Annotated in this window: 14 protein-coding genes; 10 read left to right on the top strand and 4 right to left on the bottom strand. The window is 36.5% G+C overall.

Going from position 1 to position 18,991, the window contains the following annotated elements; genetic code table 11:
• Nucleotides 1–34: 34 nt before the first annotated feature.
• Nucleotides 35–1,471 (bottom strand): NAD(P)/FAD-dependent oxidoreductase, encoded by a 1,437-nt coding sequence (locus TOL5_RS12535; protein ID WP_221260364.1) that lies wholly within the window; start codon nt 1,469–1,471, stop codon nt 35–37.
• Nucleotides 1,472–1,482: 11 nt separating this feature from the next.
• Nucleotides 1,483–1,878: a nuclear transport factor 2 family protein gene (locus tag TOL5_RS12530; protein ID WP_004638707.1), complete on the bottom strand. Its 396-nt coding sequence runs from the start codon at nt 1,876–1,878 to the stop codon at nt 1,483–1,485.
• A 289-nt stretch (nt 1,879–2,167) separates the two neighbouring features.
• Between TOL5_RS12530 and TOL5_RS12525 the strand changes: the two genes are divergently transcribed.
• The 4 genes from TOL5_RS12525 to TOL5_RS12510 all read left to right on the top strand — a co-directional run bounded on the left by TOL5_RS12525 (nt 2,168) and on the right by TOL5_RS12510 (nt 5,873).
• Nucleotides 2,168–3,670, top strand: a complete 1,503-nt coding sequence (locus TOL5_RS12525) for a PLP-dependent aminotransferase family protein (RefSeq protein WP_221260363.1) — start codon at nt 2,168–2,170, stop codon at nt 3,668–3,670.
• Nucleotides 3,671–3,796: 126 nt separating this feature from the next.
• Nucleotides 3,797–4,477, top strand: coding sequence for a vWA domain-containing protein (locus TOL5_RS12520; protein WP_151816882.1), 681 nt, complete (start codon nt 3,797–3,799; stop codon nt 4,475–4,477).
• A 2-nt stretch (nt 4,478–4,479) separates the two neighbouring features.
• Nucleotides 4,480–5,181 carry a PP2C family serine/threonine-protein phosphatase gene (locus TOL5_RS12515; protein ID WP_228740285.1) on the top strand — a complete coding sequence of 234 codons (702 nt, stop codon included), beginning with the start codon at nt 4,480–4,482 and terminating at the stop codon, nt 5,179–5,181.
• Between the two features lie 2 nt (nt 5,182–5,183).
• Nucleotides 5,184–5,873, top strand: a complete 690-nt coding sequence (locus tag TOL5_RS12510; RefSeq protein WP_228740284.1) for a protein kinase domain-containing protein — start codon at nt 5,184–5,186, stop codon at nt 5,871–5,873.
• Between the two features lie 39 nt (nt 5,874–5,912).
• Here the strand turns inward: TOL5_RS12510 and TOL5_RS12505 are convergent.
• Nucleotides 5,913–7,057 (bottom strand): IS3 family transposase gene (locus TOL5_RS12505; protein ID WP_085944219.1). Its coding sequence is split into 2 segments (ribosomal slippage): nt 5,913–6,793 and nt 6,793–7,057, totalling 1,146 coding nucleotides; the frame shifts between segments, so codons are not numbered across the junction.
• A 47-nt stretch (nt 7,058–7,104) separates the two neighbouring features.
• Here TOL5_RS12505 and TOL5_RS12500 point away from each other — a divergent pair.
• From TOL5_RS12500 to TOL5_RS12475, 6 genes are all read left to right on the top strand, one after another.
• On the top strand, nt 7,105–7,881 hold the full coding sequence (locus TOL5_RS12500) for a hypothetical protein (protein ID WP_221260362.1): 777 nt from the start codon (nt 7,105–7,107) through the stop codon (nt 7,879–7,881).
• A gap of 4 nt (nt 7,882–7,885) precedes the next feature.
• Entirely contained in the window at nt 7,886–11,230 is a 3,345-nt protein-coding gene (locus TOL5_RS12495; RefSeq protein ID WP_221260361.1) for a DEAD/DEAH box helicase, read from the top strand.
• The gene (locus TOL5_RS12490; protein WP_221260360.1) at nt 11,214–12,731 is read left to right on the top strand and encodes a hypothetical protein; all 1,518 of its coding nucleotides are present in this window, start codon (nt 11,214–11,216) and stop codon (nt 12,729–12,731) included. Before TOL5_RS12495 ends, TOL5_RS12490 begins: the two co-directional genes overlap by 17 nt.
• Nucleotides 12,732–12,738: 7 nt before the next feature.
• Nucleotides 12,739–15,231: an AAA family ATPase gene (locus TOL5_RS12485; protein ID WP_221260359.1), complete on the top strand. Its 2,493-nt coding sequence runs from the start codon at nt 12,739–12,741 to the stop codon at nt 15,229–15,231.
• On the top strand, nt 15,228–17,066 hold the full coding sequence (locus TOL5_RS12480) for a hypothetical protein (RefSeq protein WP_221260358.1): 1,839 nt from the start codon (nt 15,228–15,230) through the stop codon (nt 17,064–17,066). The genes TOL5_RS12485 and TOL5_RS12480 overlap by 4 nt, the downstream gene beginning before the upstream one ends.
• A 121-nt stretch (nt 17,067–17,187) precedes the next feature.
• Complete coding sequence (locus tag TOL5_RS12475; protein WP_221260357.1) at nt 17,188–17,379, top strand: hypothetical protein; 192 nt, start codon at nt 17,188–17,190, stop codon at nt 17,377–17,379.
• On the opposite strand, the gene TOL5_RS12470 is transcribed toward TOL5_RS12475, so the two are convergent.
• Nucleotides 17,360–18,619: a tyrosine-type recombinase/integrase gene (locus TOL5_RS12470; protein WP_221260356.1), complete on the bottom strand. Its 1,260-nt coding sequence runs from the start codon at nt 18,617–18,619 to the stop codon at nt 17,360–17,362. The genes TOL5_RS12475 and TOL5_RS12470 overlap by 20 nt on opposite strands.
• Nucleotides 18,620–18,991: the final 372 nt, after the last annotated feature.

Genomic DNA, 18,991 nt, shown 5'->3' with positions numbered 1-18,991 from the left:
ATAACCGAATCATTACAGATGACTGAATGTGTGCTTAAAGCACTTCATCTCTTAAGTGGTACCAGCGATATAACAATGCTTGCCCGAGTCGACGGAATGGTCGAAACAGATGTGAAGGCAAAGGGGATTGATAAATCGGAAGCTCAAATTGAGGGCGGTGTATTCCCATCACTCGTTCCGCGAGACGGAGTCCTGCCATCGCGGAGAAAGACACACCATTACCACCATAACCAATAGCGTAATAAATGCTTTCCTCAGGGTTGGGTTGTACGATACGAGGCATCATGTCATGACTCACATCGACCCAACCCCACCAAGAATAAGCAATAGGTATGCCACGTAGACTTGGAAATTTGCGGTAAAGCCCTTCTTTTAACCGTTCGAGATGGACTGGATTATCTGCATCTGCACCGGTTAAGGAACTTCTACTGCCACATTGCATGGATCCATCAGGGAGTAGGCGATAATAGTGACGTAAAGTTCGAGTATCGGTAATAAATGTGGTGCTGTGTAAGCCCGCCTCAGCACGTTCCGCTTCTGTTAAAGGGCGCGTCACAATAGAGTTGGATAAAATCGGCATGATTTTTCCAGAAAGATGCGGGTGTAAGCCATTTGGGGTATAACCACCTGTTGCAACCGCCACACGTTTTGCTTTGACAATACCATTTGGGGTACGTAAATAATGGATGCCATTGTGCGTTTCCCATCCAAGTACCGGACTTGAAGTGTGTACTTTGGCACCAGCAGCACGGGCACGTTTTAAATAGCCAAAAGCTAATTTTAATGGGTGTACGCCAACTCCATCGGGTTCCAACAAAGCACCTGCAGCTTCCTGATCCGCAACATATTCCTCATGTAGTTGTTCACGGCTCAACATACGAGTTTGATAGCCAAACACTTCTTTCATGACTCGGCCTTCATTTTCGAGGAAAGCCATTTTTTTTGCGCGATGAGCAATATAAAGATGTCCACCATTTTGAGCATCACATTCAATGCCGCTCACAAGGTCTTTGAAGTAATCAAAACCTTCCCGAATTTCAGCATCAAGACGTTTGGCGGTGTCTAATCCCCATTTTTCAATCCATTGGGATCGGTACAGACGACCTGAGGCATTTTGACCTTGCCCACCGTTACGGCTAGTACAGCCCCACGCTGTACGGTTTGCTTCAAGCACAAGAGGTGCGGCACCAAATTGTTCAGCCAGTGTTAATGCTGTCGATAGCCCAGTGAAGCCTCCACCAATAATGACAATGTCCGCTACGGTGTCACCCATTAATGGCCCATCATCTTCGGGTGGCGTACCTGCTGTGCCGACCCAATAAGTTGGCGCATAATTTTCATTTCCCTGTAGGACAGGAGAGGTTAATGGGTCAAACTGTGCGTTGTAACTTTTAAAACTATGTGGCGGTATAGATTTATGCAGTTCTAAGTGTTCGCGAAATGAACTTGCATGTTGAACAGATTGATTCATTGAATGACTCCTTACGCGATTGCTTGAACAGGTCTATTTTTACGGAATGCATTTTTGACGAGAATTTTTCCATCTTTAAATGTAAAGACATCAACCATATTGGCTTCAATCCAGCCACCATCAGTAGTTGTCGCAGTAAAGGTTGTTTCTGAAATACCAAATTCAGCGTTATCACTGATCCAGTGTTTACCGTTACGCCACTGAGCATCTGGAAAACTTTGAAAGGTATTACTAAATGCTTGACGAACTGCATCTAAGCCCTCAATTCTGGTTCCAAAAACATCATCTCCAGCCACAGTTTCAAAACGACATTCTGGATGCATGCATGCCATGAGTTGTTCAATATCATGTTGATTCCAAGCTGTTGAAAAATCGGTAAGAAGTTGGATTAATTGTGCTTGCTGCATTTGTATTGCTCCAAAATTAGGTTTTATAAACTGATGAAATGAATGTACGGAAATACTGAAATATGGCGTAGTACCAGATTTAGAGTTTTGATGGAGCCAGTAATTAATATTATTAAGCTGTTGTTTTTAAATAAATAGTTTAAATTGATAGTAGTGGAATGCCTTTTGCTTTATATCAAGTAAGTCCAGTTTTAGCTTAAAGATGGACTGAAACCATGAGCTTTGCACCAGTTTGAGTAGGCAAGCATCAAAATGGATCGCAGCAATGCATAGATATAAGGATTAATTAGTGAGTTCAGCAATTTCAGCTACAGTTTGGCAGGCATTATTTTCTAATACGGCACAGAGTGGTTTGAATTTACAAGGCAGAATCTGCCGTATGATGTTTTCTGCTTTAGTACAAGGTTATTTAAAACCAGGTATGGCGGTACCTTCTAGCCGAGATTTAGCTGAACAACTGGGTGTCGGTAGAAATACGGTCACCATTGCGTATCAACAATTGGTTGCTGAGCGAATTTTGGAATCTAAACAGCGGAGTGGACATTTTGTCTGTTTAAATTTCCAGATTGATAGTAGTGAGGGTAAAACCATTCGGACTACATCAAAAGCGACGACCTGGGGTGCTCGCTTTTGTATACGACCTTCAGCACAAAGGCACTTAACTAAACCAAGTGATTGGATGAATTATTCCTATCCTTTTATTTATGGTCAGCCAGATGCGGAAAGCTTTCCTGCTTCAGCTTGGAGGGAATGTGCATTACGTGCCTTATCTGCAAAAGATGCCTCAATATGGTCACAAGATATTACTCAACAGAGGGACGACGCTTATCTCATAAATGCAATCCGTCAGCATATTTTGCCCACGCGAGGCATCATGGCTCAAGAGAACGAAATCTTGTTAACCGTAGGGAGTCAGCATGGATTATATATGTTGGCGACGTTATTAATGCGGCAGAATCATGTGATTGGTGTCGAAGAACCTAGTTATCCAGATGCACGTAATATATTTTTGCTACAGACACAGCATATTGTGCCTTTAGCCGTTGATCATGATGGGGTGACTTTAACTCGGGCAAATGAGTGTGATTATTTATTTGTTACACCAGGGCGACAATGTCCAACAGGAGTAACCATGTCTCCACAACGCCGACAAAATTTATTGCAGTTAGCAGAACAAAACGACAGCATTATTATTGAAGATGAATATGATGCTCAAGTGTTAGTGCAAAATACGACGATCCCCGCGCTAAAAAGTTTAGATCGACATGGACGAGTCATTTATCTTGGAAGTCTATCTAAGCCATTGGCACCTGGGTTACGTCTGGGATATATCGTTGCCGCACCTGAATTAATACAAGAACTTCGACATTTACGCCGTCTGATGTTACGACATCCAAATGTGTTCAATCAACGTGTCTTTGCTTTGTTTATCGATCAAGGCTATTACCATAGCATGTTACGCCGTCAGCACCAATTACACCGACAACGGGGTGAAATACTCAATAAGGCATTAAAACAATATCTTCCAACATGGAAACCTTATGCTTTGAATGGCGGTTCAGCATGTTGGATTGATACCTCAGCAGAAATTGATACTGCAGTTTTGTCTCATTATGCAGCAAATTTAGGGGTATTCATTGAATCAGGGCAGTCTTTCTTTTTAGATGATAACAAACACAAACATTTCATTCGTTTAGGGTTTGGGTCAATCAGTGCAGATAAAATTGATGAGGGGATAAGGAGGCTGGCTCAAGCCACTGAAGAATATTGTTTATATAATTGGGCAGATTAGGGTGTTTAGATTAAAAAATATATGTAAATATATGTTTTTTGTGATAAATATCGTAATATTAAAAAATAAATGATAAATAGCTTTGTGTGAAGCTAATTTTAAATAATTGAGAGGGGGGAAATTAAAATGGCAATGCAGCAATTTGCAGTGGCAACAGCACGACCTTTACCAGTCATTATTTTGGCTGATGTCAGCGGTAGTATGTTAGAAAATAATAACATTGGAGCACTTAATGCCGCTTTAAAAGATTTTCTGAGTACATTATCTCAAGAAAGTCGTTTAAATGCCGAAATCCATGTATCTATTATTACTTTTGGTGGTTCAAAAGCTGAAGTGCATGTTCCTTTGACTCCTGCATGGAAAATTAATCAAACCAATGATTTAGTTGCTTCAGGTGGGACCCCTATGGGAGGGGCGTTTGAGTTGGCTGTGGAGATGATTGAGAATAAAGAAATCATTCCTAGTCGTGCATACAAACCAACAATTGTTCTTATTTCTGATGGTATTCCTACAGACAATTGGGAAGCCTCTTTTGATAAGTTGAAAAATTCTGATAGAGCACAAAAAGCATCGCGTATGGCAATGGCGATAGGCACGGGTGCTGATAAAAATATGTTAAAAGCATTTGTAAATGATTTGGAAGCATCGGAAGTATTTGAAGCACACAATGCGAAAGAAATACATCGCTTCTTTAGAGCGGTAAGTATGAGCGTGAGTAGTCGTTCACAGAGTAATACACCTAATCAACTTCCAACGGTAGATTTTTCGAAACTTCCAGATGATGAATTGGACCTAAGTGATTTTTAATCGTGTATCTATCACTTTGTTCAGTTTCTGTGATTGGTCCACGCAATTTACGTGAAAAAAAATCTAATCAAGATGCTGTGATACACCGGTTTTGGAAGAAAAACTGGTGTATTGCTGTGTGTGATGGAATGGGATCTAAACCATTGTCTCACATTGGATCAGCTCTTGCCTGTCAGTCAGTATGTGATGTTTTAAAGCAGTTGGATTTTTCTTTAGATGAAAAAGAAGTTGCGAAGAACATATATTTACATTGGTTAAGACTTTTGAAGGAAAAGAATATCTTTCCAGCGGATGCAGCGACAACTTGTCTCTTTGCATGGGGGAATGGAGAGGGTGAGGTAAGACTATTTCAGTTGGGGGATGGTGCTATCTATTATCAAACAGAAAGTTTTGGTCAAGTGAGTTTGAAATCCGATGATTTATTTAGCAATCAGACCAATGCTTTGGGTTATTCAAAGAAATGGGATGATTGGGCTTATAAAAAAATTCATTTAACTAATAAGAAACACGGCATTCTGTTACTCACAGACGGAATCAGTGATGATTTATTGAATGAGCAATTATTTACTTCAATGTTAATTCAAAAAGCGACCTTGCAAAGTGTAAGACGAATAAAAAAGTATATAGAACATGAGTTAAACGATTGGCCTACACCTCAACACAGTGATGATAAAAGTATTGGAATAGTTTTTTGGAAAAAATAAAGATGACGAATGAAAAGCAAAAATTAATCGTGAAAGACCTCCATGGAGGTACATATACACTAATAGAAAAAATTGGAGAAGGTGGTCAAGGCACTGTTTTAAAAACAGATCAAGCGAATTTAGTAGTAAAAATTACAAATGTAATGCCAGAAGTTCAATTAAAAGAGGTATGTAAACAGTTTAAACATGTGATGCGTCTACCACTACGAGATTTAAAAATAGCTTTGCCATTAAGTTTGTTAACTTTAAAGAGTCGTGCGGGTTACGTCATGGAGCTTATGGATGGTCTAGAACCTCTTTCCGCACAAATAGAACGTATATACAGCTTAGATGGTCAGCTTGATATCATTAAGTATAGAGATACAGGCGGTTTTGCACGTCGTTTATTAATTTTAAAAGAGCTAGCGGAAACCTTGGCGAAATTGCATGGTACAGGCTTAGCATTTGGTGATTTATCACCAAATAATATTTTTGTATCAACTTCAATTGAACATCATCAAGTCTGGTTAATTGATGCTGACAATATTCATTATGCTGAGCAGAGTGATCAACATCATTTTTTTACTAAAGGTTATGCAGCACCTGAACTCATTCGTAATGAAACAGGCACAAATACACAAACAGATGCTTGGTCATTTGCTGTTATCGCCTTGCAGTTATTAACACATACAGAGGTGGTCCCACATGTTTGAACAACTAAAAGCTTATTTATAAGTGATACTCTGCTCTAGTTAAGCTACCTTATTTTGTTGTGGTAGCTGGTCATAGTAAAACTCATCTGGAGTCATTTTGTCCAGACTCGAATGAGGTCGTTTCAAATTATAAAATTCAAAATATGCGTTTAATTGCTTCTTCGCATCCAAAACATTGCTGTAGGCTTTGAGATACACCTCTTCATATTTAACGCTCCGCCATAATCGTTCAACCATCACATTATCAACCCATCGACCTTTACCATCCATGCTGATTTGGATGTCATTTGATTTCAATACATCAATAAATGCATCACTGGTAAACTGACTGCCTTGGTCTGTATTAAATATTTCAGGTCGACCATATTTTTCAATAGCTTCATTTAATGTTTCTATGCAAAATGTAACCTCCATACTAATCGATACTCTATGCGCAAGTACCTTGCGGCTATGCCAATCAATCACAGCACATAAATAAACAAAGCCTTTTGCCATAGGGATATACGTTATATCCGTAGACCACACTTGATTACTGCGCTGAATAGCCAATCCTTTGAGCAGATATGGATATTTGCGGTGAGCTTGATTAGCCTGGCTTAAATTTGGTTTGCAATATAACGCATTAATGCCCATTTTCTTCATTAAAGTACGTGTATGACGTCGTCCTATATGATGTCCTTGACGATTCAACAAATCACGCATCATACGGCTACCTGCAAAAGGGTATTGCATATGTAACTCATCCATACACCGCATCAGCTTCAGATCTGATGCACTCACAGGTTTTGGGCGATAGTAATAACAACCACGGGAGACTTTCAGCAGCTGAGCTTGCTTAGATACTGAAATCTGAAGTGAGTCATCGATTAACTTTTGTGGTTGAAGCGGCCCAGTTTCTTCAACACACCTTCTAAAAAATCAATTTCTAATGCCTGCTCACCGATTTTTGCATGTAGTTTTTTTAGATCGATGGGTGGTTCTGTTGGAGCTTTTGATTGATCGAAAGCTTGCGAGGAAGCTGAAATCAGTTGATTTTTCCAGTCGATAATTTGGTTTTGATGAACATCAAATTCAGCACTCAATTCAGCAAGTGTTTTTTCTGCTTTAATCGCAGCAAGTGCTACCTTAGCTTTAAAATCATTTGAATGATTTCTTCTTGGTCTACGTGCCATAAAATACTCCATATATTGATGTTTATAACATCATTTGGGGAGCAAAATATCACTTATAAGTGTTGTTCAAATTTCCTGATCCACCTCTTACGCATCCATTTAATCATGGTATTGCTGTTATGGATGAAGATCCAGATATTGCAGAAGAAAGAGCTGCAAGAGGCGACTTTCCTTGGGTTTTTGATGTTGATGATGATTCCAATGAAATAGCTGTACAAGGTTTTCCAGTATTTGAAATGTTGAATAAACGCCTATTTAAATTATTTCAACGTTGCTTTGGATCAAGTCGTTTAGCGGAGAAAATACATGAACGCCCAACTATGGTTGAGTGGCATTATGAATTAAACAGAACTTTATCTTTACTTCTAACATGTCAGCAAGAAGATTGTCGCAGTAGCTTTATCGTCAATCAGCGTCTAACTTGTCCATTTTGTAATATCCCACACGGAAAAACTGAATATATACACTTAAGATATTGGGGCTATGATCAGGATCCGTTAATGGCGGAACAACCTTGGTTTACGACTTCTGAGCAAGTGTTTTTAAGTTTAGGTCAAGAGAAAGCTATTTACCATGAGCCTCATAGTTATTTTGACAATGAACTGCTTAAACCTTGGTTTAGGGTTGTTCTAACTGAAGAAGGTTTAAAAATTATGCCTGAACCAGATGATCACGTTATCTTACAAAATGCAGATGGATCAAAATCTTATACTTTGCTTAAGGTGCAGACATTAAAAAATCATCAAAAAGGTAATAAAGATCTTTTCATTACACATTCTGCTTTACAAATGAATAGTGAAAAAATGCATTCTTTCTTTTGGCGATTCACTTGGTAGTATTATGAAATTACATGAGTTTAAGCTTGCTCAGCTACAAGTGATTCAAGCTGAGTGTTTGGAAAAATTAGATATTCCTGAAAACTATCAAGTTCAGTTGTTTTTAGAAGATGAACAGTGTTATTTAGAATTTGAAAATCACATTTATCCTATAGAGTTGAACTCCACCAATTCTATTACGGCATCATCGGCAAAAGAATTAATTAAACAAAGCGGAGTGTGGTTTTTTTCCAAAAAACACAACTGGACGCTATATTTATCAGGTTTTATTCCAGATGCACATACTTTTTTAGATCTAGATATTGCTGTCGATGAAGCGATTACTCATGTACTCGCAGATGATGGAAAAATTGCACTGAATGATATTCAGCTTGCTATAGATTGGTTTAAAGAAGAGTTTGTAGTGGATCTTGATAATTCCAAATCTATGGTTTTCTCGATTTTTTATACGAATCAAAATGAGCGTAAAATTTTATTGATCGGTCAAAATTATCAATTAGAAATTAATGAAATCCATGGTTATTGGCAAGTAGACAAAATTAGTAAAAAACGCCCGAGAGGTAATTATCGTTTAGTTGCATTACAGGGTAATTTGCAATTCAAAGACCGTTCAATCGCAAAGAGAATGGATAATTTTGCCCATGAATTTGCTTTAAAAGAACATACCGCTCAACATGGTGACTATATTGAGGTTTGGAAGCAATATAGTAATGCTCAATGGGAAGATGCAGTTCATCGGGCTAATCAAATCAACTACTTGAAATATTATGCTTATGAAGCTGGCAATAAATCAGGTTATTGGTATATTTATATTGATGATCGTGAAAAATTAATAGATTTTGAAAAAAAATGGGATCGATTAGATCGAAAAAAAGATGAGCAAGTACAATTAAGTTTGAATATTGCTGATTGGTTAGATAATCAGTTAGAGGTCCAAGCAACTGGTTTAGATATTGAAAAAAACTCTTGGCGTGGAGAAATTATTCAGATTGATCCACAAAATAACCGTATTTTGCTGAAATTTTCAGAAAAAAGGGATCGACGTCCTCCGTTAGATCAAGATAATAAGCGAGGCTTTTTATACTTGTCTATCTTTGCGGTAGAAATTCAACGTAAGCGACAACAAGCAGCGTTGGATTTAATTAGTAGTCGTCGTAATCCTATGCCAAGTTTGCACGCTCTCTTGCAAGGTATAGAAGTTGAAACACCTACTAGATCGCTACGAAAAGAGAGATGGAAAAGTGCTAAAACCAAATCACTTTTCAAAGGCGGGCGTCCGACTACTAAACAACAAGAAGCCATAGAATTAGCATTAAACAGTTCAGATTTGACAATTATTATTGGTCCACCAGGTACTGGTAAAACCCAAGTCATTACTGCATTACAGCAACGTATTAGTGAGTTATCTCACGAATCAATTCAACGTAGCATTTTACTTACAAGTTATCAGCATGATGCTGTTGATAATGTGGTAGATCGCAGTAATGTGATGGGTATTGCTGGTTTACGAGTCGGTGGGAAAATTAGAAATGATGACGATGATCCTACAGGTGTGGATACAATTGAGAAATGGGCGACACCCATCCAAAAAGATATAAATGAGTTAATTCTAAGCAATGACTTCATCACTTTATATCATGCTTTAGAAGAACATCTTCTTAAACTGCGTTTTGGTTATAAAGATCAGAAGCAAAAAAGTATTGTAGAAATACAAATAATTTTGGATCAGCTATCTGAAAAATACAAAATTTATCTCTCTCATGATTTAAAACAATGGTGGGAAGAATTTAAACAACCCAAACAGTCGATATCTGTTGCAACAAAAATGATGGAGCTTTATCCACTCATTTATTCGTTAAGAACAAAAATCTCAAGTTTTATCGATGATGGAATCAAGCGTTGTCGTTTAGTATTGGCATCTCTACAAATTTTGCAACAGCAAAATGAAAATCAAACAATATTATTGGCTGAGGAACAAAAAGTTTTAGAGCATTTTATCCGTTTAGATTTAAATAGTAATGAAGAAATTGATTTTACAGCATTAACCGTATTAAAAAATAAACTAATAGATCGGTGTTTACCTGATTTTAGGCCAAAGCATTTACAGCGTTTATTAGATGAAGATATCTGTCTAAAATTAGACAGCATACTCAACGATATTAATGATAAAGCCAAAAAATCTAAGACATTGGCACATTTAATGATTTTAGATAAATACCGTTATCGCTTAATGACGTCCACAGGTGATATTAAGGAAACGATTGCTCACTACACTGCTGTTCTTGCGGCAACCTGTCAGCAAGCAGCTGGTAATGCAATGCAAGATTTAAAACTGTTGGATAACAAGATCGTTTTTGAAAACGTGATTGTTGATGAAGCAGCAAGAGCAACACCTTTAGACTTAATGATTCCGATGGCAATGGCTAAACGTCGATTAATCTTGGTAGGGGACCATCGCCAATTACCACATATGTTAGATGATAAAATTGAAAAAGAATTATCACAACAAGAGGATTGGAAAACGGTACAAAGTGAAATGCTAGAGCAGAGTTTGTTTCAGCGTTTAGTTGAAAATATGCAACGTTTAGAAGAAGAAAGACAACAGCCTCAGCGGGTAATTATGCTAGACACCCAATTCCGTATGCATCCTATTCTAGGCGATTTTATTAGTAAAAATTTTTACGAAAATCATAAATTACCGCCGATTAAGTCTGGCAGACCAGAGACAGATTTTGTCCATGCAATTAGTGGTTATGAAAATCTCGTTTGTGGCTTCAAATGTATTCAGGATCAAAAGCAACAACGCCTAGGCACTAGTTGGCATCGTCTGAGTGAAGCAGAATGGATCGCTCACGAAGCAAAAAGAATTTTGGATGAAAAACCTGAATTAAGTGTCGGTGTAATTAGTTTTTATAGTGGGCAAATTCAGTCTATCTTTAAAGCGATGGAGAATTCTAAAGTTGGATTAACTGTTGGTAATAATATAGCTGAAAACTATCGAATTATTTCGACTGGTAAAAATATTGGAGACGAACGTTTACGGATTGGAACAGTCGATGCCTTCCAAGGTAAAGAGTTTGATGTTGTTTTTGTTTCATTGGTGCGTACTTTACCAAAAAATTTTAATGTCGATGGTTTAGATGATCGAGAAAAAGATGAAACACTGACACGTGCATATGGATTTCTGCGAGTAGATAACCGTTTGAACGTTGCACTTAGTCGTCAACGTTCATTATTGATTGTTACAGGGGATAAGGAACTCGTTGAACATTCTGCAACTCAGGAAGCAGTGCCTGCATTACCTGCACTTTTAAAATTATGTAGAGGTCAGCATGGCAAAATTTTCTAACCAATTTTTATCTTATTATGATGCTTTGCCAAAAGGTAATACTGAAAAAAATATGGTTTTTTTGCCAATATGGATTTGGAGAATTTGGGCACCTGTTGCCAGCAAAACAACAGATATTAATGTCTTTCAAAAGACTCTTTTAGAATTTTTGCATATTGGTCGGCATGATCGTCAAGAGCTAGCACATTGGATTGGTGTAGACCTAGAACTTGTTAACCTAATTATAGATACAGAATTGGAACCTCGTGGCTTAATTCAGATGGATCTAAAAGATAAAAAAATTACGCTTACTCCTAAGGGTGTGCAGACATTAGATGATGAAATTGAGCGTACTGAAGATTTGCAAGTATATTATTTAGTACAAGATGCTATTACAGGAGAATTATGGCATCGTCTAATTCCAAATGATCTTGCATTGATCGATGTACAAGAGATTAATTCTAAGACTTACATCCAAGGAAGCCGAGATTCAGGTAAATCCATTAATGTTTTTTTAGTTGAGCCTAGAGAAAACAAGGAACCCCAAGCACCGACACCTTATAAAATTAATCAAACGATTAAAAATCATAATATGGCTTTGCGGGGAACTTTAATACGTGATGATGATCCTAAAGGTAAATATTTAGATGGACAGAATCTTAAAAACTTCGAGTTTTATCCTCAAAAACCTGAAGCATTTTTCATATTATCGCATTTAGATGAAAGTTTAGATTCCTCGCATGTTTGCAAGCTTCAAGATCCATGTCATGTATCTAAATATGATGAATGGATACAAAGCTTGCATTTCGATTTAGCAACTAAACATCAGGGTTTTGCTAAAAAAATTAAAAAATATTTAAAACAGGATATCGATAGTGAAGAGACAATTGAGGAGTTTGAAACTCGCTTGTTAGAAGAAATCTCTTTTGAACTCTCTATAGATTTCCCATTTTCTGAACGTATTGAAAATCTGTCACAGCATTTAAATAGGCTACTCACGCGAAAGAAAAATTTGGAAGAAAAGGGTAATTATTACGATATTGATGATCTCTTGAACCAATGTCAAAAAGCATTAGAAGCATGCTTTAAACATATGTTATGTAATTGGAAACATAAACATGCAAATACAACGCCTAAACAGTTAAACCGTGATCAACTGAATACAGTTTTAAGGTTACAAGTGGGTGAATATTTTTCTGAAGATCTCTTGGAAAAAATAAAAACCGTTAACTCATCACATGTCTTTAGTGCAAACGGATATTCTGCTGGGAAATTCCCTCACGTTAATGTGTCTTTAAAACCGCTCATTGTTTCAAGTTTATTGTGTGTCGTAGAACATCAACAGCATCCATTAACACTTCGAACTCAATATCAGCAAGATCTACAACGGCTCATAGAAATATGTGAGTTGCGTAATCAAGGCAGTCATGATTCAGGCGAAGAAGTAGATATAACAACAGCATTAAATCTATCTGAATTTACTTTAGATTGGATTTCATTTTATACAGCAATTGAGGCGTAATATTTAAATGGCAAAAGCATCAAAAAAAGCAAATCGTTTTCAAAGTAATGGCATACCATCGAGTCAAGTTGAGACGAAAGAAAAAGTTACTATTTCACCTTTATTTCAGCAAATTACAGGTGTAATTGTTGATAAAGAAAAAGAGGATGCCTTGTTACGTGATGAAGTTTTACGTCATGAGGTGCAGGGTGCTTTGCAAAAATTAGAAGCTGCTTTAGATGAAACACACAAAACTAAAATCGATTACGATGAAAAAGTAAAATTACTTGCTGATGAAGATGAGCGATTAATGTCACAAGAAATTCGTCTACAAAAACAAGAGCAAGAACTTAAAATTTCAGAGCAAGAAATCAATTTCAAAAAAGCTGAATTGATAGAAGAGAATAAAAAAGTTGCTTTAGAAAGATCGAATCTAAAATCCGCACAATTGAAATTACAAGAGCAGTTGGTGGAGTTAGGGGAACTGAAAGCAAATGCTGAATTAGGTTTTGCGATTGAAAAACAAAAAGCTTTAGAAGAAAAGAGAGAGGAATTAGATCGGCTCCAAGCGGAGGCATTAGATAAATTATCAGTTAATGCACAACGCATAGCAGAAAAAGAAAAAATATTGCTTGAACGTGAAGAAAATCTCCGCCTGAAAGAGGCCGCAGCACTTGCTGGTTTTGTGAATCAGAGACAGGAAATACTTGAGCAACAACAAAGTGAAATTGAAGCCTTAGAAAATGAATGGATTCAAGATAGAGAGCAACAAAAGCAAGAATTAGGGCGAGTACAGCATCAGCTTGTTGTTAAACAGGTTGAAATCGAACAAGCGCAACAAAAACTGCAAAATGATAAAAATCAATATGATGCAACTATTGAAGCGATGAAAAATAGTATTCAACGCGAATTTAGTGTGCAGATCACCAAATTAAAATCATCTCATGAAAGTTTGGAACATAGCCATAATCAAGCTTTAGATGAAATTGATGCCTTAACCGCAAAATTACAACAATATGCAGACTTGGAAAGACAACTTGAAGGATTAGGAGTACTTGAAATTCAAGAAGAATTGACGACTTTGCGTGAAAAAAACCGTGAATTAAGAATCAAATTAAGCGAGCGATCTGAAGAAGGCTTGGAAGAAGAAAATGAACGCCTTGAAGAATTATGTGATGATCTAGAATCACAAGTTTTCGATTTGCGTCAAAAAAATAATAAATTGGAAAGTGAACTGAATAATTCACGTCTGAGTGTAATGGCCAAACATTATTTACAACAAGAAAAACGAGTTTTAGAAGAGCATAAGCGAGTTCTGGATACGAGTATTAATCAGTTACGAACACAGATTGATGATTTAGTCGAAAAACAGCAAGGTGAATTGCCATTTAAAAGCCTTAGTGAAATGGATCAAATCTTTAGAAGTGACGCGAGAGGACTGCAAGTTGTACCAGAGCTTCAACGATTTGTTTCAATCATGCAGTCGAATATTGCTAAACAAAAATTTTATTACAGTCTAAAAGATATTCGTTTATTCATTGCTGGTTTAGCGATGAGTAAGCTCCATCTACTACAAGGTATTTCTGGTACAGGTAAAACCAGCTTAGCACGAGCATTTGCGAAAGCGATTAACAATGCTATCGGTGAAGATCAGGAAAAATTATACTGCGAGATTGTTCGAGTACAGGCAGGATGGCGTGACCGTGAAGATTTATTAGGTCACTTTAATGCATTTGAAAAACGTTTTTATACCAAGGAGGCGTTACAAGCATTATACCGTGCTCAACAGCCAAAATTTAAAGATACACTACAGATTATTCTGTTAGATGAAATGAATTTATCTCAACCTGAACAATATTTTGCAGATTTCCTATCGTTAATGGAAACGCCAGATCGTGCAGAAATTAATTTATTAGATAGTGCCAATGAAAAAGCACCAGAACTATTTGTTAATAAACGCGCCATTAAAATTCCACAAAATGTCTGGTTTATTGGTACAGCCAATCATGATGAAACGACAAAAGAGTTTGCAGACAAAACCTACGATCGTGCTCATGTCATGGAAGTTAAACGTAGTGAAGAAGAAATTGATATTACAAATGCCAATACTGAACAGTACTCGTTTACATCATTGATGCAGAGCTTTGAACAGGCCCAAAACAAGCATAAAGCTGTGGTGAAAAACATCTTTGTACAATTGCAAAATAGTTTGCTTGAAGAAGCTTTAAAAGCGGTCAGTGTAAGTTGGGGGAATCGTTTAGAACGTCAAGCATATAGCTTTATTCCTGTATATATCGAGATGGGTGGCTCAATATCAGAAGCACTTGATCATCTCTTTGCGACTAAACTGTTCCGCAAAGGTAAGGTTACAGGTCGATATGATACTCGAGCGGAGAAAATTGAAGACATTATTTCGTGTTTACAAGACGTTTGGTCTGATCTAGGTTTTACTGGTGAACAGCCTGTGATGAGCTTAGAGTTACTGAATCAAGATGTTGAGCGTTTAAAAGGTAATCTATGAAACTTATAGATCGACTTACGCAACAATCTTTACAAGCAGAGGAACTATTGCATCTTGATGCAATAGTTCCAGAACGATATGTTCTAGAGCAAGATGAGCAAATTCAATCTGTAATGATACCAAAATTCAGTTTTTTGTTTGCTGATGGCGGTACAATTCGACTGAATTCAAGTAAAACACTACATACGTATATACCTGATATAACACTGACTATTACTGAATCGATCAAATATATTAGTGAACTTGTTAAAGCCTGCTGTCTTGAAGCATCTTTCCAAAGTTTACCAAACCCACTTGTACCAAACAGTGTTTTTAATGCTGAAACAAAACCAAAGCCTTTAGAGAAAATGCTTCAAGATGTGATCGAAAAAGGTCATTTGCATCATATTGCTTACAATCCTCGTATGGATATGCGTTATGACGAAGAACTTGTCGATGTTAGCCGTGCGAAAAAAATTTCAAATAATGCACATCGTTATTTGGCAGGGCATTCAGAGACTTGGCAACAACGTAGTCTGGTAGGGATTCGGCCGAAAAAAGTGTTGGCCAAAGTGAGTGATGATGAGCTGCTGATCTATGAAAATAAGGTGTTTGCGCAGTTATTGGATAAATTAAGATTCTATGTTGCATCACGTTTAAATGATTTATTACAACAGCAAGCTAATTTACAAGCAGCTTTAAATTTAGGGGATTCTTCAGATACCTACTATAAACTACGTAATCAGCTATGTGAGATTTGGGCAGAAAATCTGACTGCAGATGAAACGGAAAGTATTTTGTCTCAACTCGATGAAACGATTCTTTATAATCAGCAACTATTGTCAACGATAAAGATCCTTCAATCCTCAGGTTTGTATGTACAGATTCCACCACCACATCGTAAAGTAGCGGATCAACTCCATAAAACCAATATATTGAATTATGATCAACACTATCGACATTTAAATCGTTTGTGGTCAACGCTGTACGAACAAAAAAATAAAACACCAAGTTTTAAGGAAAAAATAGAAAGCTTTTGGAAATTTCAGCATGATTATGTTGAAGAGTATAGTTTACTCATTATTCTTAAAGCATTTTCTGACTTAGGTTTCCAGATTCATAAACTAGAATATCAAAGTTCTAGCTATACATTACGAAGAGGAAGTTTAATTTTTAGATTATACTTAGAGATCGATCTTAAAATTTGGAAAATAAGTTCGCAACGAGATGTTTTAAACATTGTCCCAATAGCGAATGAGATTGATGAACATAGTTTAGAAGAATTAGAACATCATCCAAATCTTGTCATTTTTGCATTAGGTACAGAAGAAGCATCTAATCAATCCGATAGATTCGTTTGGGTGAATCCATTCAATTTTGAGGCCATTGAAAAATTTATTGTTATTGTATTGGAGTGGATCTATAAACCGATATTGCAATCCTATTCAAAAGTATTACAACTTGGCAGAATTCCTCAACCGGTCAAAAATGAACTTAGTTTACATACTTATATTGTGAATGAGGATGAGCAAATACAATTGGTTAATGCCCTTAGTCCTCAACAATTAAGTGCTTTAGAGTCAGTATGTATCTCATCCAACACTGAGCATATTTATCAAGCGATCAAAAAGCAGCATGATGATTACCTTCATATTACGCACTGTCCAATTTGCTTATCTCAGGCAGATTTTAAACCTCGACCATCAAACCAAACGTTTATTGCTGAATGTACCAATTTGGAATGTGGGGTGAATTACAAATTGGTGAGTAATGCTCACCAAGATAAAGCGTTTTATTTACAGGCATCTGGTGATTGGAAGAAGGGTGGACGATGGCATTTACGTTTTAAAGTGTAATGATGATGGAAATAGATAGATCTAAACTTTGACTGGTTCACTGAGCTGTTGTTATCTGAATAGCCACTAATTTTGTAGACACCTTTTATTTAGATAAAATGGCTAATTAACAAGGGTAGTTATGCAATCTGAAAAATTTGAGTTATTAAGAGAAAAATTTCCACTTTTATCTGACTTAGGGGCACTTGCGGAAGCTGTGATTTATACAGATCCTGGAAGTGCTACGACACGGTTGCGATCTTTTGCAGAAGAAGTGGTTGAAATTTACTTGTGTAATAATGGGTTTCACATTTTCAGGGGGGATTTCGATTAATGCCATTTTGTACTTGTTGTAAAATCCAATCCTCATATTCTTGTAGCGTTTCTCGTAGCATATCCATAGGTCGTACGATATAGTGTCTTTCAACTAATGCACTTGGTTTATGACCTGATATCTGTGCTAAAGATCCTTCATTGATATGAGCCCAAATAGCTAATGTTCTATATGATCTTCTCAATCCATGGGGCGTAAGTACAATATTTAGTTTTTTACATATTTTCTCTAAGCTATCGTAAGGATTAACAATATGGCCACACTCAGCGCCCTTACTGCTAAATATGAATTTAGAATCAGAATTTTTCTTTAGTTCTAATAATAAGCTTTCAACATATGCAGTTAGAGGGATTAGGCGACCTTCATCTTCAATTTTATCTCTGACTTTTGCTGTTTTCCAACGAAAATCGACATCTGTCCATTTTAATGAAAGCAGCTCATTTTTTCTGCAACCAGTGATTAAACTACATATCAAAAAAATCGCTATTTTTCTACTAGTTAACTTATTTACCTCTTCAAACCATGGTTTTAGATGCTGTTTCATCAAACAATCATTCTTGGCTTTTGGGGAAGGGACTTTATCTTTAACTTTTTTTGAGTTGTATGATTTTGGAGGCACTAAGTTTTCATAATCCTCGTGTTCCTCACACCAATTCAGGAAAGCTCGTGTAAGTCTGTATGCTTTAGCTGATGTTGTTGGACGGAAGTCATTGTGATCAAGCCAATCGCAAAATACATCTGCAGTTAATTCAGAAAGTTTGTACTCAAACAGTTGAAAAATGGGTTGACTGGTATAAACACTATTTTTTTCAGAATCGTAACCACCTCTAGATAATTCGATATGGTCCTGATAACTTCTTGGTCGCCAATCAGATTGTCTTGCTTTTAAATATTCCAACCATACATCTTTAAATTTAATCGTCTTGCGTTTCTCTTGTTTTAGCAGTTCTTTATTATCAGCTAAAGCTTTCTTACGCTCGATCAATGGGTCAATCCCTTTGTGACACATAATCGCTAATTCTTGTGCATACTTACGAGCATCATCTAATTTCCATATATCAACGTCACCAATTTTGATACGACGGTTTTGAAGACCAATACGACCTTGGAAAATGTAGCTTTTATTATTTTTAGGTGTAACTTTAACACCAAATCCAGGTGTTTTCTCATCCCAAAAGAAAGTTGGTTTAGTTTGGTTTGAGCAATCAATTTTATCAATTGTGGGTTTTGTTAGTTTCATTCTAGTAAGCGTCTGGTAAGCAAGTAGTAAGCAAAATCAATATATATTAATCAACAAAAAGAGTGAATAGTAAACTTTGTAAGTTAAATAAGTATATGATATTATTAATTTAATAGTTATATCTTTTTGATTTTTAATCTTTATGTTAACGGACTCATAATCCGTTGGTCCCCAGTTCAAGTCTGGGCGGGCCCACCATATAAAACAACCGCTTAGGTGTATTTATCCTAAGTGGTTTTTTAATGTTTAAAATCATGTAAATAATAAAAATATGGTGATATGATGTCTTAGCATAAGCATATCTTATGAACTAACAAAATTTATTCTTATTTAAGAATTTTTAATTGAACGCAAGTGAATATTAATTTTTTA

Origin of the sequence: Acinetobacter sp. Tol 5, from assembly GCF_019702905.1 — a bacterium.
In the GTDB taxonomy this organism is placed as follows: Bacteria; Pseudomonadota; Gammaproteobacteria; order Pseudomonadales; family Moraxellaceae; genus Acinetobacter; species Acinetobacter bereziniae.
The sequence above is the reverse complement of the archived record's forward strand: the minus strand, read 5'-3'. Positions and strand labels throughout refer to the sequence as shown.

Coding starts and splice junctions, on each gene's coding strand:
- TOL5_RS12495 (WP_221260361.1), top strand. CDS start 7,886: ATGAAATTACATGAGTTTAAGCTTGCTCAGCTACAAGTGATTCAAGCT.
- TOL5_RS12470 (WP_221260356.1), bottom strand. CDS start 18,619: ATGAAACTAACAAAACCCACAATTGATAAAATTGATTGCTCAAACCAA.
- TOL5_RS12510 (WP_228740284.1), top strand. CDS start 5,184: ATGACGAATGAAAAGCAAAAATTAATCGTGAAAGACCTCCATGGAGGT.
- TOL5_RS12530 (WP_004638707.1), bottom strand. CDS start 1,878: ATGCAGCAAGCACAATTAATCCAACTTCTTACCGATTTTTCAACAGCT.
- TOL5_RS12490 (WP_221260360.1), top strand. CDS start 11,214: ATGGCAAAATTTTCTAACCAATTTTTATCTTATTATGATGCTTTGCCA.
- TOL5_RS12480 (WP_221260358.1), top strand. CDS start 15,228: ATGAAACTTATAGATCGACTTACGCAACAATCTTTACAAGCAGAGGAA.
- TOL5_RS12520 (WP_151816882.1), top strand. CDS start 3,797: ATGGCAATGCAGCAATTTGCAGTGGCAACAGCACGACCTTTACCAGTC.
- TOL5_RS12475 (WP_221260357.1), top strand. CDS start 17,188: ATGCAATCTGAAAAATTTGAGTTATTAAGAGAAAAATTTCCACTTTTA.
- TOL5_RS12535 (WP_221260364.1), bottom strand. CDS start 1,471: ATGAATCAATCTGTTCAACATGCAAGTTCATTTCGCGAACACTTAGAA.
- TOL5_RS12485 (WP_221260359.1), top strand. CDS start 12,739: ATGGCAAAAGCATCAAAAAAAGCAAATCGTTTTCAAAGTAATGGCATA.